Genomic DNA, 20,417 nt, shown 5'->3' with positions numbered 1-20,417 from the left:
GCCCTGCACCCAAGGGGTTCACGGCCTGGTTCCCAGCGACGAGGCCAAACGCACCAGCGACAGGAATTCGGCTCTATAGCCGAACGGATCGGCGCCTCTGGCCGCGTTGGCGATCTCCAGGATGCGGTCGTAGCCGAAATTCGCCGTCTGGTCCTCGTCGCGCAGCTTCTGCCCGAAGGCGGCGACCGCGACCGAGAAGCGCTGGTCGCTTCCTGCCTGGTCGAAGGACGATACCTCGTTGGCGGCGGTCACCGGCGTGGTGATCAGCTTGGAGACGTCCTCGTTCGGCAGCTTGTAGCGGATCTTGACGAAGGCATATTCGTCGGCATTGGCGACGCCGCCATTGTCGACCTTCGCTTCGCCATAGCGCAGAGGATCGACCTGCTCGGCGCCGCTGCCCTTGGGTGTGATCTCATAGATCGCCGTCACCGAGTGACTGGAGCCGATGTCTCCGGCATCGACGCGGTCGTTGTTGAAATCCTCGCGCTTCAACGCGCGGGTCTCATAACCGACAAGGCGATATTCCGAGACCTTGGCCGGGTTGAACTCGACCTGGATCTTGACGTCCTTGGCGATGGTGAACAGCGTCGAGGATGCGTCCTCGACCAGCGCCTTCTCGGCCTCGGCAAGCGTGTCGATATAGGCCGCCGTGCCATTGCCGTTCTGGGCGATGGTCTGCATCATCTGGTCGTTGAGATTGCCGCGGCCGAAGCCGAACACCGAGAGGAACACGCCGGTCTTGCGCTCCTTCTCGATCAGCTGCTCGAGATCGTCGTCATCGGTCTGGCCGACATTGAAATCGCCGTCCGTGGCGAGCATCACGCGGTTGACGCCGTCCTTGACGAAGGACTGCTGTGCAAGCTTGTAGGCCTCCTTGATGCCCGCCTCGCCGGCCGTCGATCCGCCGGGCTCGAGATTGTCGATGGCCGCAAGGACCTTCTGCTTCTCCACCGCCTTGGTCGGCATCAGCACCGTGCCGGCATTGCCGGCGTAGGTGACGATGGAGACGGTGTCGTCGGGCTTCAGCTTGCTGACCAGCAGCCGGAAGGCGGACTTCAGCAGCGGCAGCTTGTCCGGCTCGTCCATAGAGCCCGACACGTCGATCAGGAACACCAGATTGGCCTTGGGCTGCTCGGCCGGCTTCACGTCAAAGCCCTTGATGGCGACATGCATCAGCTTGGTGCGCTGGTTCCAGGGCGTCGGCATGACGGTGACGGTCGAGTTGAACGGCGTCGAAGCTGAATCCGGACCCTTCCAGTCATAGGGGAAGTAGTTGATCATCTCCTCTACTCGGACAGTGTCCGGGTCGGGCAGAATACCTTCCTTCAGCGAACGCCTGACGAAGGAATAGGAGGCGGTGTCGACATCGATCGAGAAGGTCGAGACCGGATCCTGGGCGGTTGCATGCACCGGATTGGTCTTGAAGGTCTCGATGCGGTCGCGGTTTTCCTCCTGCGGCTGCATCTGGTCGGCCGGCATGGGCGAAGGCTGCACCATCAGCTTGGAAACGGCGGCCCTGCCGGCAGGCATCTCGGCAGACCGCATGGTGGCTGCGGGTGCTTGCGCATTGGCGCGTCCGCCGGCTGCAAGCTGGCCGCTCTCCGCCGGCGCGGGCGGCGGTGCCGGCATAGCTTCCGGCGCAACCTCCTGCTTGAGCAGACTGTCCACCTCGGTCGCCGGCTTCGGCGCCGCCGGCGCGATCTGCGCCTCATCCTTGAGGCGATCCTCGCTATCGCCGTCGGTCTTCTTCTCCTTGGCGGGCGCGGCCGCCAGCGGTTCGTTGGTCGCCAGCCCATTGCTCGCAGGCTTCTGCGCCACCGGCTTGTCGGCCACCGTCTCGGTCACCTTGCCTTCGTTGCCGCCGATGACTGGCGGCTGCTCCTTCAACATCTCAAAAGCGGCATATCCGGCGATAGGCAGCGCGACCAGCGCGGTGATGGCCGGCGTGGCAATGAGTTTCCGTTGCATGATCTCTCTCCAGAGCGTTCTTGCTCGCTCCGTGAGACGAAGACCTGCCGGCGTTCCTTGGGGGACGGTCGAAATATTTTCTTGGCCGTCGAAGGCGTGCATCGCCGCGGCAAACGCGCGCGCCTTCGCCTCGCCGTCAGGCGCCGGAACTGCCAGATCGCGCAGCCTTTCCAGTTCGTTGTCATCGACCATGGTCACACTTCCCCGGCTGAACGCATCAGCACCTTCAGCCGTTTCTTCGCTTCATGGATGTGCCAGGAAACCGTCGCCTCCGAGATCGCCATCACGTCCGCCGCCGCAGCGTGGCTGATGCCCTCGCCATAGACGAGCAGAACCGCATCGCGCTGCTTATCGGGCAGCATGCGTACCGCTGCCCACAGCGCCTCGATGGGGTCCTGGCTTTCCGCCGAGCCCTCCCCCGCAATCAGCGCATAGGTGCCAAAGGCTTCTGTCTTGGCGGCGTCGCGGGCGCGCTTGCGCATCATGTCGCGCGACGCGTTCAGCGTCATGGCGTAGAGCCATGTCGTGAAGGCGCCGTTGCCCTGATAGTCGCGGATCGCCCGGCCGAGCCGCACGCAGACATCCTGGGCGATGTCCTCGGCGTCGGCCTTCCGGCCGCACCAGCGATAGGCGGCGCGATAGACGAAGCCATAGTGCCTTTCGAGCAGTTTGCCGAAAGCCCCCCTGTCTCCGCCCTTCGCCCGCCCGATCAATTCGGCATCGGAGGCTTCGCTGTCGTCCAGCATCATCGCCGTCATTTGCCTGTTGGACGAAGGCTAATGGCCAATCCTTGGGGCGATGGAAAGATTTTTTTGCGAAGGCATAACTTCCTTCCCGCCAATCAGGGGGAGAAGGTGTCCGGAGGACGGATGAGGGGCAGGGCGAACATCCGAAGGTTCGCGCCAAGCGCGCCATCTTCGCAATCTGAAGGCGAAGCCTATCCGAGTGTTTCACCAAAGAACGTGGTCAGTCGCTTCCAGTGCCGCTCGGCGCCGGCTTTGTCGAAGACGCCATGGTCCGGTACGCACCAGCCATGCGCCATACCGACATAGTTCTCGATCACGTGGTCGACCTCCGCCACGCGCAAGGCCTCGGCCAGCCGCGCCGACTGCTCCGGCGGAAAGCTGCCGTCGACGCCGGCGACGCCGATATAGACGCGCGCCTTGATCGACGCCGCTTTGAGGTGCGGACTGTCGGGCGCGTCGCTTGCCAGATTGCCGCCATGGAAGCTGGCTGCGGCGGCTATGCGGCCACGATAAGCCGCCGCAGCGTTCAACGCCCGCGCGCCGCCCATGCAATAGCCGACGACGCCGACAGGTCCGGCAAAGCCTTCGGCCGCCAGAGCATCGAGGAAGGCCTCGCCGTCACTGGTCGTCATGTCCTGCGTCGTCGCACTTCTCAACGCCGTCAGTTCAGCCTTCGTCCTTTCCTCGCCAAAAGCGGTCTTGGGATCGAACGGTCCGTAGGGCGCACTGCGGTAGAACAAGTCGGGCACCAGCACGCCATAGCCGTGCCCCGCCAGGCGTTCGGCCATCTCGTCGAGAGCAGGGCGCGGACCGAAAATATCCATGTAGAGGACGACGCCGGCTCTGGCCGTGGCAGCCGGTCGGAAAAGCCGGGCCTTTGCCTTGCCGTCCTCGGTTTCGATCTCGATGTCTTTTCGGGCCATGATGCTCTCCGTCGACGGTCGCGGGATAGATATCCGGCTGGAGCGCTCCGGCAAGACAATCCCGGAGCCCGCCGTTCAAGATTTCGTGCTGGCGGCTTTGATCCTAAAGGCGCGCAAACGCTGCCATGTGAAAGGCCTGAACCTCCGGCGGATAGCGATAGTCCGTGCCGTAGGGACATGCTTTGCGGTCCAGGCAGCCGCCGGTGCGGCAAGGCTCGCCGCTGGGACCACGCACATGGCCGAGACAGGCATCATGGGCAAAACCCTGCTCGGAATAGGCATCGACCGGACAGGATTTCATGCAGGGTTTTTCGAGGCATGTGTCGCAAAGATGAATCGATTCGTGAGGCTCGGGGAGGAAAACCTCCTCCTCGAACAGCAGCGCGCCGCGGTAGGCATGCCAGAGCCCGTATTTGGGATGCATGAGGATGCCGAGCGGCGACGGCCTCAGCCCTTCGGCCCGCATCGCCCATTGCTGGAATGGCAGATAGGGCCGATCGGAGGGCGACACGGCGCGGGCGGCGAACTGTTGCGCGACCCTGCCGATCACTTCGCGCGACCACGTGTCGAGCGGATCGGCGATGGGTTGCGATTGCCCCTCGAGCCAGCGCTGGAAATGCGGCCAGGGTGCGGCGCCCGCCTGTCCGACCAGGAGGGCGGACTTTGCGGGCGCACCCGAAAGCCCGGCAGGCGCGGCTTCGTCGCTTGCGAAGTGGAAGCCGCCGCGAGGGATCAGGCCATGGGCGGCAAGCGCGGCCGCGACCCCTTCAATCGTGCCGCGCGAAAGAATCATCCCTTCCGGTCCGGGTCGGAGAACGCGCTCCGCCAGACTTCCTTGTGGATGATGTTGGCGACTTTAGCCCGGCCTGACTCGGGCTCCTTTCAAGTGAAGGCGTCGGCCATCGAGGCTTTCTTCTTGGCGATGAAGTCTTTCAGCGCCTCGTCGATCGCCGGATCGAGATGCGGAGCCTCGTAGCTTTCCAGCCAGCGGCGGGCGAGCTCGTTGGCGCGCTGCGGCGCCGTCTTCTCGCCTTCGGCCAGCCACTGCTCGTAGGAATTGTTGTCGGCGATGTTGGACCGGTAGAAGGCGGTCTGGAAATTCGCCTGCGTGTGGTCACAGCCGAGGTAGTGGCTGCCTGGACCGACTTGGCGGATGGCATCCATCGCCTGACCATTCTCCGACAGGTCGACGCCTTCGGAGAATTTTTGGGTCATGCCGAGCTGGTCGATGTCCATCATGAATTTTTCGTAGCAGGAGGCCAAACCGCCCTCGAGCCAGCCTGCCGAATGCAGCACGAAATTGGTGCCGGCAAGGATCGTCGAGTTCAGTGTGTTGGCGCTCTCATACGCCGCCTGCGCATCCGGGATCTTCGAGGCGCAGAGCGAGCCGCCGGTGCGGAACGGCAGGCCGAGCCGGCGGGCGAGCTGCGCCGCGCCGTAGGAGACCAGCGACGGCTCCGGCGTACCGAAGGTCGGCGCGCCGGACTGCATCGAGATCGACGAGGCGAACGTGCCGAACAGCACCGGCGCGCCGGGCCTGATCAGCTGCGTGAATGAGGCGCCCGCCAGCACCTCGGCCAGGATCTGCGTCAGCGTTCCGGCGACCGTCACCGGGCTCATGGCGCCGGCCAGGATGAAGGGCGTGACGATGCAGGCCTGGTTATGGCGCGAATAGACCTTCAGCGCGCCGAGCATCGTCTCGTCGAACACCATCGGCGAGTTGGCGTTGATCAGGCTAGTCAGCACGGTGTTGTTCTCGACGAAGTCGTCGCCGAACACGATCTTGGCCATCGCCACCGTGTCCTCGGCGCGTTCCGGCGCGGTCACCGAGCCCATGAACGGTTTGTCCGAGTAGCGGATGTGGCTGTAGACCATATCCAGGTGTCGCTTGTTGACCGGCACGTCAACCGGCTCGCACACCGTGCCGCCCGAGTGATGGATCGACGGCGCCATATAGGCGAGCTTCACGAAATTCTGGAAATCCTCGAGTGTGGCGTAACGGCGATTGCCGTCGAGGTCACGCACGAAGGGCGGGCCGTAGACCGGCGCGAACACAGTCGCCTTGCCGCCGATTTGCACCGAGCGCTCGGGGTTGCGCGCATGCTGGGTGTAGATCGAGGGCGCGGTCTTCAAGAGCGAGCGGCAGAGCCCCTTGGGGAAATGCACGCGCTCGCCCTTCACGTCGGCGCCGGCCTCTTTCCACAGTGCGAGCGCCTCGGCGTCGTCGCGGAAGATGATGCCGATTTCTTCCAGCACGGTGTCGGTGTTCTTCTCGATCAGCGCCAGGCCTTCCTCGTCGAGGACCTCGTAGACGTTGATCTTGCGCTTGATATAAGTGAGCTGGGTGCCCGGGCCGCCGCCGGCGCGTGCCGCGCGTCTGGCCGCCGCGCCGCCGCTGGCGCCGCGTCCGCGTCTTCCGCCCGACGCTTCCTGCTCGACTGACGCGTTATCGCTCATGATCGTCCATCCTAGATTTGACCTGAATTGGCTCGCGGCCGGTTTGTCGCCGCTTCTTGCCGGATCGTAGCCATGCACCCTACTGGAAACGGCCCGCCAGCGCCAACGCCTGTCGCAAAATCGACAAGAAAAGCGCCAACTTTTCAGTCGCTTTCCTTTTGCGGGAAGTCGCAAATCAGCTATGGCTACCTTGCCCTCGCGGGTTAGGTATTGGCGCATCGATTTATAAGCTGCAGCAAGCATTCCGAGCAGCAAGGAGCCCGAGAAAAAATGTCCGACGACGAGATCATCCTTTCCGAGCTTTCCGACGAGGAACTCGTGCAGCAGATGCACGACGACCTCTATGACGGGCTGAAGGAAGAGATCGAGGAAGGCACGCATATCCTTCTAGAGCGCGGCTGGCAGCCCTATACGGTGCTGACCGAAGCCCTGGTCGAAGGCATGCGCATCGTCGGCGAGGATTTCCGCGACGGCATCCTGTTCGTTCCGGAAGTGCTGCTCTCGGCCAACGCCATGAAGGCCGGCATGGCCATCCTGCGCCCGCTGCTTGCTGCCACGGGCGCGCCCAAGCAGGGCAAGATGGTGATCGGCACCGTCAAGGGCGACATCCACGACATCGGCAAGAACCTCGTCGGCATGATGATGGAAGGCGCCGGCTTCGACGTCATCGATCTCGGCATCAACAACGCGGTCGAGAAATATCTGGACGCGATCGAGCAGCATCAGCCCGACATCATCGGCATGTCGGCGCTGCTCACCACCACCATGCCCTACATGAAGGTCGTCATCGACACGATGAAGGAAAAGGGAATCCGCGACGACTATGTCGTGCTGGTCGGCGGCGCCCCGCTCAACGAGGAGTTCGGCAAGGCCGTCGGCGCCGACGCCTACTGCCGCGACGCGGCCGTGGCGGTCGAGACCGCCAAGGACTTCATGAAGCGCAAGCACAACGTGCGCGCTTCCGCCTGACCCAAGGCATCAGGATGGATCGAAAAAAGCCGCGCCTTGCAGCGCGGCTTTTTTGTTCCCAGATGATGGAAAGGCTGCCGATCAGTTGGCGACAGTGTCCTTGACCGCCCTTGCCGTCGATTTGACATCCTTGCCGACGCCCCGAATGGTGTTGGCGCAGGCGGTGAGTGCAAGCGCGCAGGCAAGGATGGCCATCGGCGCGATGCGTAGCAGTTTCATGAACGGTGTCTCCCTCGACAGATATTAGCCCCGCAGCGAAAGCCGGTCAGACTTGGTCAAAACGCAAAAAACGGAACCGAATCAAACGGACAGGCTGCTCGTCATCGCCTGCGGGATGATTGCGCGCGAAATTTTGGCCGTCAAGCAACAGCTAAAGCTCGATCATCTCGAACTGACCTGCCTGCCGGCCGAGTTCCACTTCTATCCGGACCGCATCGCGCCAGCGATGGACAAGGCGATCGAGAAGGCCAAAGCGCAGGGCTACCAGCATATCTTCGTCGGCTATGCCGACTGCGGCACCGGCGGCTTGCTCGACCGCGTGATCGCAAAGCACGGCGTCGAGCGCATGGCCGGCCCGCACTGCTTTGCCTTCTACCAAGGCATGGACGCCTATGCGAAGGTCGCCGACGGCGACATGATGTCGTTCTACATGACCGACTTCCTCTGCCGCCAGTTCGATGCCTTCTTCATCAAGCCGCTCGGCCTCGACCGGCATCCCGAGCTGATCAAGGACTATTTCGGCAATTACGAGAAGCTGATCTATCTCGCCCAGACCGACGATCCGGAGCTCGACAAGGTTGCCGAGAAAGCCGCTGCCCTGCTCGGCCTCGCCTATGAGCGCCGCTCGACCGGCTATGGAGATCTGACCGGCGAACTGGCGCGGGCGGCGTCCGGCGCCTGACGGCCTCACGCCTCCGCTTCGAGCGCCGCCAGCACATCGGCAAAGCTCGTCTTGCAGACGAAGCCCAGCTTCTCCCTCGCTCGCGACGGATCGTAGACGCGGTCGATCGAGGAGAACATCGTCCAGCCTTTCCTCGCATAGAGTCTGGGATAATCAGGAAAATAACGTGCCACGGCGGAAGGCGCGTCGGCGATCAGCTCGGCGCAATCCTGCGGCCGAAACGGTGTCGGCGCCGAGACGATGAAGATGTCGAAGCCAAGGCTCGGCGCCTTCTCCAGCGCCGCGACATGGGCTTCCGCCGCGTCCTCTACCGTCAGCCGGCGGAACAGCAACTCGTTCGCCTTCGTATTGGCGTCTGATTGCTCGATCGCATGCGCCATGTCGTCGGCCTCGGGAAAGAAGCGGGCCGTGCGCAGCACCACCACCGGCAGGCCGTGCTCGATATAATAGAGGCGGCAGAGATGCTCGGCGGAAAGCTTCGTGACGCCGTAGATGTTGCGCGGCTCCGGCGACATCTCCTCCGTCAGCCAGGCGGCCTTGCGCGCGCCGCCCTGGAAGCCGGCGCGGATCGCCTGTGAAATCATCAGCGATGTCGTCGAGGTGAAGACGAAACGCTGGATTCCATGCGCCACCGCCGCGTCGAGCAGGTTGAGCGTGCCTTGCACGTTCGTCGCGACGAAGTCCGAATTCTCATAGCGCTCGATGTTCGGTTTGTGCAGCGCGCCGCTATGGACGATGGCCTCGATGCCCTTCTCGCCGACGGTCCTCAGCACGAGCTCGCGATCGGCAACCGAGCCGACCACCTCGGTCTGCGACGACGCAACCGGGTCGAGGCCGATCACCTGATGGCCAAGGCCGCGCAGCCTCGGCGCCAGCGCGCTGCCCAGCCAGCCCGATGATCCTGTGAGCAAGATACGCATCGATCAAACCGTCATTTCCGACGTCACGCTGTTAAGCACGGATGACAACGATCGGCGAACGGGTAAGTTGTGCGCCAGACCGAGAAACCGCTATTCCAGCCTCCGATCCGGGAATCATCCATGACCCCTCGCCTGCTGCTTGCCGCCCTTTGCCTTGTCGGCTTTGCCCTGCCGGCCCATGCCGATGGCGAGGTGCAGAAGCTGATCACCGCCGCCGACAAGGCGCGGCTCGACAAATATGGCGAGACGCGCAAGGCGGCCCTCGAGGAAGCGAAGGCTGGCGATCCTGCCGAGGTCAAGCAACTCGATGCTCTGCTCGCCAAGCCGCTGGTCGCTTTCTCCGACAAGGACCTGACCGGCAACTGGAAATGCCGCACCATCAAGGTCGGCGGCTTGAGCCCGCTCGTCATCTATGGCTGGTTCAAATGCAAGGTGAGCGACGACGGTTCAGGCTGGCGACTGCAGAAGATCAGCGGCTCGCAGCGCACCGCCGGCCGCTTCTTCGACGATGGCGAGAAGCGCGCCATCTATCTCGGCTCGTTCTCGGTCAATGACGACAAGGCCAAGCCCTATGGCAGCGGTCCCGAAAGCGACCAGGTCGGCTACGCCTTCCGCAACAGCGCGACGGAATGGCGCATCGAGTTGCCCGCGCCCTATTACGAATCGAAGCTCGACGTCATGGAATTCAAGCGCTGACGGCTCACCAAGGGTTAACCCGCTCGCACTAGCATGCGCCCGACTTGAGAGGGGGTGCTTGCCATGGCAGCGTCGGAATCCAGTCCGCGACCGGTCGTGGTCGTCACCGAGGGTGGCCCGCATATCTGGGCGATCGTCAACGCCATCGCCGATCGCGTCGGCCCCGTCCGCGTCATCCTCGAAACCCCTGAATCCAAAAAACGTTTGCTGCTCGGCCGCGCCCGCCGCCAGGGCTGGGTCTCCGCTATCGGCCAGCTCGGCACCATGGTGCTGACCAGGCTCGGCAAGCGGTTCCTCGCCGGCCATGCGGCGCGCCTGATAGCCGAGGAGAAGCTCGAGACAGAGCCTCGCCCCGGCCATACGATCATCCATGTCCCGTCGGCCAACGGGCCGGAATGCCTCAAAGAGATTGCAAACCTCAAGCCGGGCGTCGTGCTGCTCGCCGGCTGCCGGCTGCTGTCGAAAGACACGCTCGCGAAGATGCCTTGCCCGGTGCTCAACTATCATGCCGGCATCGCGCCGAAATATCGCGGCATGAATGGCGGATACTGGGCGCTTGCCTCCGGCGATCAAGGGAATTTCGGCACCACCGTGCATCTGGTCGATGCCGGCGTCGACACCGGCGGCGTGCTGAAGCAGGCGCGCGGCAAGCCGAAGCATGGCGACACCATCGCCAGCTACGCGCTGCGGCAGGCCGCGTTTTCGCGCGACGTCTGCGTCGAGGCGGTCAGCGACGCACTGGCCGGAAAGCTCGCGACGATCGATCCCGGCCTGCCCTCGAAGCAGTGGTTTCACCCGACGATCTGGTTCTATCTCTGGACCGGCCTGACGAAGCGCGTCTGGTAGTCAGCCGGCTGCGGCTCCCAGCGTTCGCTTTGCGTCATCGACAGCGTCGCTTTTGAAGGCGCGCGCGTCGTCCCATAACAAGCGGCCCAACGGCGCATGCGGCAATGCTCCCAACATCGAGGAGTTGAGAATTCATGGCCGATCTGATCGTCGTCTATTGGCGCGACATCCCTGCGCAGGTCATCGTCAAGAAGGGCCGGCAGAACGCCAAGCGCGAATTGCCGCTGCGCTTCACCGAGGCGATCGACATGTGCGCCATGCGCACCGGGGCCGGCGGCACCGACGATTATCTGGCCGAATGGCGCAAGGCCGATCCGGTTCCGGTCGGCGACGACATCGAGGCCGAGGTCGAGAAGGCCTATCAGGAACTCGACGCGAAATATGACCGCGAGCGGCTGGTCGCTCTGGTCAAGGCTGGCGGGAAAGAAAATGTCTGAGAAACAGCCGGCGGTTACCCAGGCCACATTGGTCAAGAAGGCAGCGCCGAAGTCCGATTACAAGCCTGCGGACGTGTCCCCGCAGCGGCGCGTCCAGCGCACTTTTGCCGTGAGATTATGGTCTATCCGGCACTCGCGGTTGCTCGAATGGTTCTACAGCAGGTTCGCCGACGTCTTCCTGCTTTTGCATCCTCTGTGGAAGGGCATCGGCTATGGTCGTGTCGAAGCTCCGGTGAAATTCGTCGAGAAGCGCGTCAAGGGCTTCATGTTCGACTGCCGCATGTGCGGCCAGTGCGTGCTTTCCTCTACCGGCATGTCGTGCCCGATGAATTGCCCCAAGCAGCTTCGCAACGGCCCCTGCGGCGGCGTGCGCGCCAACGGCAATTGCGAGGTCGAGCCGGACATGCCCTGCGTCTGGGTCAAGGCCTGGGAAGGTTCGCGCAACATGGTGCATGGCGACAAGATCCTCACCGTGCAGAAGCCGGTCGATCAGTCGCTGCGCGAAACCTCGGCCTGGCTGCGAGTGACCGCGCAGGCCGCCGCCGCGCGTGAAACGGCTCGGAACGTGCAGAACCCCGGAGCTTCGGCATGACCGCCCGCCAGCGCGACGAGAATCCGGCGGGCATCCACCTGCCGCTCGATCCCCTGCCGGGCCACACTTCGCGCGGCCGGCTGGAGCGCGTGCTGCGCCGCGGCGAGTTCGCGGTGACGACCGAGCTCAACCCGCCCGACAGCGCCGATCCCGAAGACGTCTACAACCGCGCCAAGATCTTCGACGGCTGGGTCGACGCCATCAACGCGGTCGACGCCTCGGGTGCCAACTGTCACATGTCGTCGGTCGGCATCTGCGCGCTTTTGACCCGCATGGGTTACGCCCCGATCATGCAGATCGCCTGCCGCGACAAGAACCGCATCGCCATCCAGGGCGACGTGCTGGGCGGGGCGGCGATGGGCGTCGCCAATATGCTCTGCCTCACCGGCGACGGCGTTCAGGCCGGCGACCAGCCGGGCGCCAAGCCGGTGTTCGATCTCGATTCCATGTCGCTGCTCGAAACCATCCGCATCATGCGCGACAACGGCAAGTTCCTGTCCGGCCGCAAGCTGACGACGCCGCCGCAGGTCTTCCTCGGTGCTGCCGTCAACCCCTTCGCACCGCCTTACGATTTCCGCCCGATCCACCTCGGCAAGAAGATCGCCGCCGGCGCGCAATTCGTCCAGACGCAATATTGCTTCGACGTGCCGATGTTCAAAAGCTTCATGCAGAAGGCGCGGGACTTGGGGCATACGGAAAAAGTCTTCATCCTGTGCGGCGTCGGACCGCTCGCCTCCGCCAAGACGGCGAAATGGATCCGCTCCAACGTGCCGGGCATCCATATCCCCGATGCGGTGATCAAGCGGCTCGAGGGCGCGCAGGACCAGAAGAAGGAAGGCAAGCAGCTCTGCATCGACATCATCAACGAGGTGAAGGAAATTCCGGGCGTCGCCGGCGTCCATGTGATGGCCTATCGCCAGGAGGAGTATGTCGCCGAGATCGTCGATGAATCGGGCGTGCTGAAAGGCCGCCAGCCCTGGAAGCGGGAGATCCGCCGCGACGATCAGTTGGTTGCCGAGCGGCTCGACCACATACTGCACGACGAGATTACCGAAACCCAGGTGGATATGGTGAAGACCGCGCACTGATGTATGTCGCCCAAAAGTGGGAACCGGTTTTGGGGCAACGACATACATGAACTTAGAGTCCAAGAGCGCGGCTGGCACCATCCGCCTTGAACAAAATCAGATAACGATATAAAGAACTCTTTATATCCCGACGGAGAGATCGCATGACCCGCACCATCGTTGCCTCGGCCACCCGAGAAATCGTCATCGGCTTCGATCAGCCCTTCTGCGTGATCGGCGAGCGCATCAACCCGACTGGCCGCAAGAAGCTGGCCGCCGAGATGGTGGCCGGCAACTTCGAGACCGTCATCAAGGATGCGCTGGAGCAGGCCGCCTGCGGAGCCACCATGCTCGACGTCAATGCCGGCGTCACCGCCGTCGACCCCAATGCGACCGAGCCGGCGCTTTTGGTGCAGACGCTGGAGATCGTGCAGAACCTCGTCGACCTGCCGCTGTCCATCGACTCTTCGGTCACCGCCGCGATCGAGGCTGCGCTCAAGGTGGCCAAGGGGCGTCCGCTGGTCAACTCCGTCACCGGCGAAGAAGAAAAGCTCGAAGCCATCCTGCCGCTGATCAAGAAATACAACGTTCCGGTCGTCGCCATCTCCAACGACGAGACCGGCATCTCGATGGACCCGGATGTCCGCTTCGCGGTCGCCAAGAAGATCGTCGAGCGCTGCGCCGACCATGGCATTCCCGCGCACGACGTCGTCGTCGACCCGCTCGTCATGCCGATCGGCGCGCTGGGCGACGCCGGCCGCCAGGTGTTCGCGCTGCTGCGGCGCCTTCGCGAGGAGCTGAAGGTCAACACCACCTGCGGCCTCTCCAACATCTCCTTCGGCCTGCCGCACCGCCACGGCATCAACGCCGCCTTCATCCCGATGGTGATCGGCGCCGGCATGACGTCGGCGATCATGAATCCGGTCCGCCCGCAGGAAATGGAAGCCGTACGCGGCGCCAACGTTCTCAACGGTACCGACGAGAATTGCACCAACTGGATCCGCACCTACAAGGACTACAAACCGGCCGAAGGCGGTCATGCAGTTGCCGCGCCGGTGGCGGTAACCGCCCCCGGCGATGGCGCCGCTGCCGGCGGCCGTCGCCGCGGCGGCCGTGAAGCCCGCATGGCGAGGGCATAAGGTAGAGATTGTGACTTTTTCGACAGAGGGAGGTATTCGCGTATGAACCCTCCCCCGAACATAACCGATCCGCTCGTGCTGTTCATGCCGTCAGGCAAGCGCGGGCGGTTCCCTGTCGGCACGCCGGTGCTCGACGCCGCGCGCCAGCTCGGTGTCTATGTCGAGAGCGTGTGCGGCGGTCGCGCCACCTGCGGGCGCTGCCAGATCGAGGTGCAGGAAGGCAATTTCGCCAAGCACAAGATCATATCGTCCAACGACCACATTTCGCAGAAGGGCGCCAAGGAAGAGCGCTACGAACGCGTGCGCGGCCTACCGGAGCGCCGTCGCCTCTCTTGCTCGGCGCAGATCCTCGGCGACCTCGTCATCGACGTGCCGCAGGATACGGTCATCAACGCGCAGACCATCCGCAAGGACGCCGATACCAGGGTCATCGCCCGCGATACGGCGATCCGTATGTGCTATGTCGAGATCGAAGAACCCGACATGCACAAGCCGCTCGGCGACCTCGACCGGCTCAAGATTGCCTTGATGAAGGACTGGGGCCTCAAGAACCTCGAATTCGACTTCTATCTGCTGCCGCAGGTGCAGGGCATCCTGCGCAAGGGCAACTGGACCGCCACCGCCGCCATCCACAAGGATGCCGACAGCGATATCGCGCGCGTCATCGCGCTGTGGCCCGGCTTGAAGAACGAGGCCTACGGACTTGCCTGCGATATCGGCTCGACCACGATTGCCATGCATCTGGTATCGCTGCTCTCGGGCCGTGTCGCGGCCTCATCCGGCACCTCTAATCCGCAGATCCGCTTCGGCGAGGATCTGATGAGCCGCGTCTCCTACGTGATGATGAATCCCGACGGCCGCGAAGGCATGACGGTCGCCGTGCGCGAGGCCGTTTCCGGCCTCGTCGACAAGGTCTGCGCCGAAGGCAACGTCCAGCGCAACGACGTCCTCGACGCGGTGTTCGTCGGCAATCCGATCATGCACCACCTGTTCCTCGGCATCGACCCGACCGAGCTCGGCGGCGCGCCGTTTGCGCTCGCCGTCTCTGGCGCCGTGCGCATCAAGGCCTCCGACCTCGGCCTGAAGCTGAACCAGGGCGCGCGTCTCTATATGCTGCCTTGCATCGCCGGCCATGTCGGCGCCGATGCCGCCGCTGTCACGCTCTCTGAAGGCCCGCACCGCCAGGACGAGATGATGCTGATCGTCGATGTCGGCACCAATGCCGAGATCGTGCTCGGCAACAGCACGCGCGTGGTGGCGGCCTCCTCTCCCACCGGGCCGGCGTTCGAAGGGGCGGAGATCTCCGGCGGCCAGCGCGCCGCGCCCGGCGCCATCGAGCGCGTGCGCATCGACCCTGACACGCTGGAGCCGCGCTACCGCGTCATCGGTTCGGAACTCTGGTCCGATCAGCCCGGCTTCGCCGAGAGCGTGCAGGCGACTGGCGTCACCGGCATTTGCGGGTCCGGAATCATCGAAGTGGTGGCCGAAATGTATCTGTCCGGCATCATTTCCGAGGACGGCGTCGTCGATGGATCGCTGGCCGCGCGCTCGCCGCGCATCGTCCCCAATGGCCGTACCTTCTCCTACGTTTTGAAGGACGGCGAGCCGAAGATCACCATCACCCAGAACGACGTGCGCGCCATCCAGCTTGCCAAGGCGGCTCTTTATGCCGGCACCAAGCTTTTGATGGAAAAGCAGCACACCGACCATGTCGACAGCATCCATTTCGCCGGCGCCTTCGGCTCCTTCATCGATCCGAAATACGCCATGGTGCTGGGGCTGATCCCCGACTGCGACCTCGACAAGGTCAAGGCTGTCGGCAACGCCGCCGGCGCCGGCGCGCGCATGGCGCTCCTCAATCGCGGCTACCGCCGCGAGATCGAGGAGACGGTGAGCAGCATCGAGAAGATCGAGACCGCGTTGGAGCCGAAGTTCCAGGAGCACTTCGTCTACGCCATGGCGCTGCCGAACAAGGTCGACCCGTTCCCGAAGCTTGCGGCCGCTGTGAAGCTGCCGCCGCGCAAGGCAACGAGTGAGGATGGTGCTGCCGGCGATGCCACCCCGCGCCGGCGCTCACGCGAGGAGCGCGCGGCACGCCGCGGCCGCGAATAGGCCTGCTTCTCGCCAAACGCACTTCGATTTCATTTGCATGCAAATGTTTCCGGATCGCCAGATCCGGAAACCGAAACGCTGTTTTCGTGAAATCCGCTGGAAACATGTCGGGTGCATTTAGCCGCCATCGAAGGGCTGGCGTGAAATGTCTTCAGGCCGGCGCGACCTTCCGGAGGAAACCACAATGTCGATGTTCGACAATCTCAGCCGCTTCGGCGTGACCATCAGGCAGGCCCATGCCAGGAACAAGGCTATCCGCGCGCTCAACGATCTGCCCGTGCATGTCCAGAAGGATATTGGCTGGCCGGCCTCGCCCCCGAGCGACCCGCAGGCTGCCCTTCACAAACTGCTCCTGGGCACGCCGCGCTGATGACCTTCGCCGACAAATGCAAGCTGCTCGGCAAGCGCCGGGGCCGGCGAGCGGCCTCGGCGATCGGCGACAACAGGCTGCGCACCGCGTTGCTGCCAGGGCGACGGTGACGCGCCTGCTATGGATTCAGGGCGTCGCATCACGCCGATGTGCCCGCGACGAACCTTGACATTTTTAACCGAGATACAATCTTCGAATAGCGGGGAACTCTCTTAGTCGGCTCTGCCGAAGTCCGTGTATTCACATGCCCAGTTTGAAAAGCCACGTCGTTTCGTTCATTCTCAGGCACAGCCGCAAGAAGGCCTTTTCCAGTCCCGAAAATCTGCAGCGCTGGATCGCCTACGCCCGCAGGACCGAAGACTATCATCCGCCGGCCTTGCTGAAGGCTCGGCTCGACATCTCCGAAACAAGCGTCGATGGCTTTCCGGTCTATGAGATCGCGCCAAAAGCCGGCGAGAGCCGGCGCATCCTGTATTTGCATGGCGGCGCCTTCGTCTTTCAGATGACGTCCTATCACTGGGTGCTGATCGCCGAGATGGCGGAGCGGCTGGGTTTCGGCGTCACCGTGCCGATCTATCCGATCGCGCCGGAGCACAATTTCCACGACATGTTCGGGATGGTCGGCGACGTCTACCGGCGCATGCTCGAAGAAACCGACGCCGAGGACATCATCTTCATGGGCGATTCCGCCGGCGGCAACATGGCTGTCGTGCTCACCATGATGGCCGCCGAGGAAGGCCTTCCCTCACCGTCGCGCCACGTGCTGATCTCGCCCGGCCTCGACATGTCGCTGTCCAATCCGGAGGTGTTCGAGGCCGAACGCAACGATCCATGGCTCGGTATTCCCGGCGGGCTCGAGGCGATTCGGCTCTACAGCGCCGGCATCGACCGCTCCGACTGGCACATCAGCCCGCTCTACGGCGATCTCTCCGTGCTGCCGAAGACGCTCCTGCTCACAGGCTCGCGCGACCTGCTCAGCCCCGACAATCTGATCTTCGCGGAAAGGGCACGCCTTGCCGGCGTCGAAGTCGACGTCGTTTACGAGGAAGGCATGTTCCATGTCTGGCCGCTGATCGAGATGCCGGAAGCGCGACGCGCGCGCGACAGCATCGTCGACTTCCTCACTGGCGACCCGATGCCACGCCGCCTCGGCGCACGGCGCAGGACAAGAGCCACGATCGCAGCCAGCACCGCGCCGGCGGCCGAATAGCCTTAGAACTTGCCGGTTTCCCGGAACAGCTCGAACGTCGCGCGGATGTGATCGGCGACGGCCTTCACCGGCGCGCTGGCGTCGGGCGCCACCACCATGGCGAGATTGTAGGTGCCGATATCGGGCATGCCGTCCTTCTGGCCGAGCTCCACCATCTCGTCGCCGAGGAACGACTTCGGCAGCGGCGCCACGGCGAGATCCGCCATGATCGCCGCGCGCTGGCCGGCGGTGTGGGCGCTCATATAGGCGACGCGGTAGTTGCGGCCCTCGCGGCCGAGCGCTTCCAGCGCCCCCGCCCGCCATGCGCAGCCTTCTTCCCACAGCGACACCGGCAGCGGTTCGCGCAGATGCGCGCAGCCGCCCTTGGCGCCGGCCCAGACGATTGGTTCGGTCAAAAGCACCTCGGCGCCGAGCGCGCTGGTCTTGTAGGAATTGGTGAGCAGCGTGAGGTCGAGCGCGCGGTCGTCCATGCGGCGGCGCAGATTGATGCTCTGGTCGATGGTGACATCGACGGCGATCGACGGATGCGACTGCGCGAAGCGCTTCAGCACATGCGGCAGGATACGTTCGCCATAGTCGTCCGGGGAACCCAGCCGCACGACGCCGACAATGTCGGGAATGATGAACTTCGACACCACCTCGCGGTTGATCGACAGCAGCCGCCGGGCATAGCCGAGCAGCATCTCGCCATCAGTGGTCAACGTCACTGAACGCGCGTCGCGCGCGAAGACGGAACGGCCGAGGATGTCCTCCAGCTTCTTGATCTGCATGGAGACGGCCGAGGGAGTGCGAAACACGGCATTGGCGGCGGTGGTGAAGCTGCCGGTCTCGGCGATCGCCACGAAAGTGCGCAGCACGTCGAGGTCGAGCAGTGGAAGGGGGTGGTTAAGTGGGGCGTTCATTACGGCTTGCCTTCAATTTTTCTGATGCAAACGATCATCCCATTTCGTTTGATTGAACATCACTTCGGGCGCATAGTCAACCGATCGATGCAGGATGCTGCCAAAAGCAGCCATTAGACGACCACGACACGGACCTGCAATCGACGTGAAATGAAGCTGAAACAGACCTGACGTAATGCATTTGCCGGGCGCCTCTCTGCCCGAATCGAGGAGAAAGAAAATGTCTATCCTGTCGTCTATCGGTCGGCTCGCGACCGAGTTCAGCGCCGCCCGCGCCCGCTACCAGACCGAACGCGCAATCCATTCGCTGCCGATCGAGCTGCAGAAGGATATTGGCTGGCCGGAAGCCGCCGATGCCAAGACCGGTGTGCGCCTCGGCGTCGGAACCTGGGCCGGAGCGAAGTAGCTAAGTGTGTATCGAGTACCGAAGGGCCTGCCGTGGCGTCAGACCGGCAGGCCTTTTTGTTTGCACTCAAACGGTTTTTTCAGCCATGCGGCTGCCGCATGACGCATATGAACCACTCGCATAGCACGGCAGATTTCCATTTAACGCGTTGTAACCAATAGTAGATTTCGGGCATTTTGCCCAAATATGTCGCAATCCGTGTCGCTTTTCATGTCAAGCGCTTCGCTTTTGCGATTTAGTTTTTGCTCAAGCAAGCCTATATCGACCGCAGCAAAAACGAGCTGCCCCACTCCATTAAGCGAAGGCGACCCGTCTGAGCAACCAAATGGAGATGATGATGAAGCTCTTTGCCCGCCTGTTCCCTCGTCGCGAAATGAACCTGACGACCGCCCTCGAGCGTCAGCGCCTCGCCAAGACCATGCCCGGCCAGACGGGCGCCATGGCTGCCGCTCGCCTCGGCTTCGTTGCCTGAGACAGCTGTCGCCGACGGCACCTGATGCCGTCGTCGTGTATGGAATTCGACGCCGCCCGGCTTCGCCGAGGCGGCGTTTTTATTTTGACGGCGCCTTCATTGGGTATCTGAGGTGGTAGCCGCAGAGGCGCGCGCCATCGGCGATTGCCCATTTGCGACCCGTGTCGCAAATTTAATCTTCACTTAGCCGCCTACCCGATTGACAAGAATGATTTTTCCTGATGTCGCTATGCTATTAGCGACATTCTGTTCGCGTCATGGCCGCGTGAGGTTTACCCGTGAATGCCGTAAAGCACCCGATCAAGAGATCGTTTGTATTCTTCCTTATCCCCGACTTCACCATGATCGCCTTCGCGACGGCGCTCGACCCGCTGCGCTCGGCCAACCGGATGCTCGGCTACGAGGCCTATAGCTGGCGTTTGGCCAGCATCGACGGCAAACCAGTGCGCGCCTCGAACGGCGTCGAATGCGCCGTCAACACCTCGCTCGAGGAAGAGCGCAAGAAGATGGCCGGGCCGGACAGGCCGAACATGGCGATCGTCTGCAGCGGCATCAATGTCGAGCGCTACCACAACAAGTCGGCCTTCGCCTGGCTGCGCGAGGAATACAACCGCGGCGTCGCGGTCGGCGGGCTTTGCACCGGCGCGCATGTCCTGGCAGCCGCAGGCCTGTTGTCAAACAAGCGCTGCGCCATCCATTGGGAGAACCTGCCGGGCTTCTCCGAAGCATTCCCGAAAGCCAATGTCTTTGCCGACCTCTTCGAGATCGATCAGAATGTCTATACTTGCGCTGGCGGCACCGCGGCGCTCGACATGATGCTGAAGCTGATCGGCGACGATTTCGACGAGAGCCTCGTCAACCGCGTCTGCGAGCAGGTTCTGACCGACCGCGTGCGCAGCCCGACCGACCGCCAGCGCCTGCCGCTGCGAGCCCGTCTCGGCGTGCAGAATTCCAAGGTGCTGACCATCATCGAACTGATGGAGGCCAACCTCGCCGAGCCGCTGTCGCTGATCGAGATTGCCGACCATGTCGACCTGTCGCGCCGGCAGATCGAGCGCCTGTTCCGCACCGAGATGGGTCGCTCACCTGCCCGCTATTATCTGGAAATCCGGCTCGACCGCGCCAGGCATCTGCTCATCCAGTCGTCGATGCCGGTGGTGGAAGTGGCAGTGGCCTGCGGCTTCGTCTCCGCCTCGCACTTCTCCAAATGCTACCGCGAGCTCTACGCGCGCTCGCCGCAGCAGGAACGCGTCGACCGCAAGCAACTTTTGGCGGCTTGAGGCC

The 20,417-nt window shown here is 63.4% G+C and carries 21 protein-coding genes and 1 pseudogene; 14 read left to right on the top strand and 8 right to left on the bottom strand.

Annotation, left to right across the window (positions count from 1 at the left end):
* Positions 1 to 18: 18 nt before the first annotated feature.
* The 5 genes from QAZ22_RS17530 to QAZ22_RS17510 all read right to left on the bottom strand — a co-directional run bounded on the left by QAZ22_RS17530 (position 19) and on the right by QAZ22_RS17510 (position 6,094).
* Complete coding sequence (locus tag QAZ22_RS17530; protein ID WP_278202009.1) at positions 19 to 2,160, bottom strand: VWA domain-containing protein; 2,142 nt, start codon at positions 2,158 to 2,160, stop codon at positions 19 to 21.
* A gap of 2 nt (positions 2,161 to 2,162) precedes the next feature.
* Positions 2,163 to 2,726, bottom strand: coding sequence for an RNA polymerase sigma factor (locus QAZ22_RS17525; protein ID WP_278202008.1), 564 nt, complete (start codon positions 2,724 to 2,726; stop codon positions 2,163 to 2,165).
* A 179-nt stretch (positions 2,727 to 2,905) separates the two neighbouring features.
* Positions 2,906 to 3,637: a dienelactone hydrolase family protein gene (locus tag QAZ22_RS17520; protein ID WP_278202007.1), complete on the bottom strand. Its 732-nt coding sequence runs from the start codon at positions 3,635 to 3,637 to the stop codon at positions 2,906 to 2,908.
* A 103-nt stretch (positions 3,638 to 3,740) separates the two neighbouring features.
* Entirely contained in the window at positions 3,741 to 4,430 is a 690-nt protein-coding gene (locus tag QAZ22_RS17515) for a 4Fe-4S dicluster domain-containing protein (protein ID WP_278202006.1), read from the bottom strand.
* An 89-nt stretch (positions 4,431 to 4,519) separates the two neighbouring features.
* The gene (locus QAZ22_RS17510; protein WP_278072932.1) at positions 4,520 to 6,094 is read right to left on the bottom strand and encodes a trimethylamine methyltransferase family protein; all 1,575 of its coding nucleotides are present in this window, start codon (positions 6,092 to 6,094) and stop codon (positions 4,520 to 4,522) included.
* A 270-nt stretch (positions 6,095 to 6,364) separates the two neighbouring features.
* Between QAZ22_RS17510 and QAZ22_RS17505 the strand changes: the two genes are divergently transcribed.
* On the top strand, positions 6,365 to 7,063 hold the full coding sequence (locus QAZ22_RS17505; RefSeq protein WP_278072931.1) for a B12-binding domain-containing protein: 699 nt from the start codon (positions 6,365 to 6,367) through the stop codon (positions 7,061 to 7,063).
* Between the two features lie 81 nt (positions 7,064 to 7,144).
* Here the strand turns inward: QAZ22_RS17505 and QAZ22_RS17500 are convergent, their stop codons facing one another.
* On the bottom strand, positions 7,145 to 7,282 hold the full coding sequence (locus QAZ22_RS17500) for an entericidin A/B family lipoprotein (protein WP_081296086.1): 138 nt from the start codon (positions 7,280 to 7,282) through the stop codon (positions 7,145 to 7,147).
* 52 nt (positions 7,283 to 7,334) lie between these two features.
* On the opposite strand from QAZ22_RS17500, the gene QAZ22_RS17495 reads away from it, so the two are divergent.
* Positions 7,335 to 7,964 carry a DUF1638 domain-containing protein gene (locus QAZ22_RS17495; protein WP_278202005.1) on the top strand — a complete coding sequence of 210 codons (630 nt, stop codon included), beginning with the start codon at positions 7,335 to 7,337 and terminating at the stop codon, positions 7,962 to 7,964.
* Positions 7,965 to 7,969: 5 nt separating this feature from the next.
* Here the strand turns inward: QAZ22_RS17495 and QAZ22_RS17490 are convergent, their stop codons facing one another.
* Positions 7,970 to 8,884: an NAD(P)-dependent oxidoreductase gene (locus QAZ22_RS17490; RefSeq protein ID WP_278202004.1), complete on the bottom strand. Its 915-nt coding sequence runs from the start codon at positions 8,882 to 8,884 to the stop codon at positions 7,970 to 7,972.
* Between the two features lie 120 nt (positions 8,885 to 9,004).
* On the opposite strand from QAZ22_RS17490, the gene QAZ22_RS17485 reads away from it, so the two are divergent.
* The 9 genes and pseudogenes from QAZ22_RS17485 (at position 9,005) to QAZ22_RS17445 (ending at position 17,353) form a co-directional block, all read left to right on the top strand.
* Positions 9,005 to 9,580 (top strand): DUF4893 domain-containing protein, encoded by a 576-nt coding sequence (locus tag QAZ22_RS17485; RefSeq protein ID WP_278202003.1) that lies wholly within the window; start codon positions 9,005 to 9,007, stop codon positions 9,578 to 9,580.
* A gap of 63 nt (positions 9,581 to 9,643) precedes the next feature.
* Positions 9,644 to 10,426, top strand: coding sequence for a formyl transferase (locus tag QAZ22_RS17480; protein WP_278202002.1), 783 nt, complete (start codon positions 9,644 to 9,646; stop codon positions 10,424 to 10,426).
* Positions 10,427 to 10,560: 134 nt separating this feature from the next.
* The gene (locus QAZ22_RS17475) at positions 10,561 to 10,863 is read left to right on the top strand and encodes a virulence factor (protein WP_041003951.1); all 303 of its coding nucleotides are present in this window, start codon (positions 10,561 to 10,563) and stop codon (positions 10,861 to 10,863) included.
* On the top strand, positions 10,856 to 11,455 hold the full coding sequence (locus QAZ22_RS17470; RefSeq protein ID WP_278202001.1) for a methylenetetrahydrofolate reductase C-terminal domain-containing protein: 600 nt from the start codon (positions 10,856 to 10,858) through the stop codon (positions 11,453 to 11,455). Before QAZ22_RS17475 ends, QAZ22_RS17470 begins: the two co-directional genes overlap by 8 nt.
* Positions 11,452 to 12,543, top strand: coding sequence for a methylenetetrahydrofolate reductase (locus QAZ22_RS17465; RefSeq protein ID WP_278072924.1), 1,092 nt, complete (start codon positions 11,452 to 11,454; stop codon positions 12,541 to 12,543). The genes QAZ22_RS17470 and QAZ22_RS17465 overlap by 4 nt, the downstream gene beginning before the upstream one ends.
* A gap of 143 nt (positions 12,544 to 12,686) precedes the next feature.
* On the top strand, positions 12,687 to 13,661 hold the full coding sequence (locus QAZ22_RS17460) for a methyltetrahydrofolate cobalamin methyltransferase (protein ID WP_278072923.1): 975 nt from the start codon (positions 12,687 to 12,689) through the stop codon (positions 13,659 to 13,661).
* Positions 13,600 to 15,773: pseudogene (locus QAZ22_RS17455) on the top strand (ASKHA domain-containing protein). The gene QAZ22_RS17460 and the pseudogene QAZ22_RS17455 overlap by 62 nt, the downstream one beginning before the upstream one ends.
* A 184-nt stretch (positions 15,774 to 15,957) precedes the next feature.
* Positions 15,958 to 16,143, top strand: a complete 186-nt coding sequence (locus QAZ22_RS17450; protein ID WP_278202000.1) for a hypothetical protein — start codon at positions 15,958 to 15,960, stop codon at positions 16,141 to 16,143.
* Positions 16,144 to 16,387: 244 nt separating this feature from the next.
* Positions 16,388 to 17,353 carry an alpha/beta hydrolase gene (locus tag QAZ22_RS17445; protein ID WP_278201999.1) on the top strand — a complete coding sequence of 322 codons (966 nt, stop codon included), beginning with the start codon at positions 16,388 to 16,390 and terminating at the stop codon, positions 17,351 to 17,353.
* Between the two features lie 2 nt (positions 17,354 to 17,355).
* On the opposite strand, the gene QAZ22_RS17440 is transcribed toward QAZ22_RS17445, so the two are convergent.
* Positions 17,356 to 18,255 carry a LysR substrate-binding domain-containing protein gene (locus QAZ22_RS17440; RefSeq protein WP_278201998.1) on the bottom strand — a complete coding sequence of 300 codons (900 nt, stop codon included), beginning with the start codon at positions 18,253 to 18,255 and terminating at the stop codon, positions 17,356 to 17,358.
* 220 nt (positions 18,256 to 18,475) lie between these two features.
* Here QAZ22_RS17440 and QAZ22_RS17435 point away from each other — a divergent pair, with 220 nt between their 5' ends.
* The 3 genes from QAZ22_RS17435 (at position 18,476) to QAZ22_RS17425 (ending at position 20,413) form a co-directional block, all read left to right on the top strand.
* A complete protein-coding gene (locus QAZ22_RS17435; RefSeq protein ID WP_126093284.1) occupies positions 18,476 to 18,661 on the top strand; it encodes a hypothetical protein in 186 nt (61 codons plus the stop codon).
* A gap of 337 nt (positions 18,662 to 18,998) precedes the next feature.
* Positions 18,999 to 19,133: a hypothetical protein gene (locus tag QAZ22_RS17430; protein WP_082980636.1), complete on the top strand. Its 135-nt coding sequence runs from the start codon at positions 18,999 to 19,001 to the stop codon at positions 19,131 to 19,133.
* Between the two features lie 278 nt (positions 19,134 to 19,411).
* The gene (locus tag QAZ22_RS17425) at positions 19,412 to 20,413 is read left to right on the top strand and encodes a GlxA family transcriptional regulator (RefSeq protein ID WP_278072920.1); all 1,002 of its coding nucleotides are present in this window, start codon (positions 19,412 to 19,414) and stop codon (positions 20,411 to 20,413) included.
* Positions 20,414 to 20,417: the final 4 nt, after the last annotated feature.

The sequence above is a fragment of the Mesorhizobium sp. WSM4906 genome (assembly GCF_029674625.1).
Taxonomy (GTDB): domain Bacteria; phylum Pseudomonadota; class Alphaproteobacteria; order Rhizobiales; family Rhizobiaceae; genus Mesorhizobium.
Note: the sequence above shows the minus strand (reverse complement) of the source record. Positions and strands in the feature narration are given on the sequence as shown.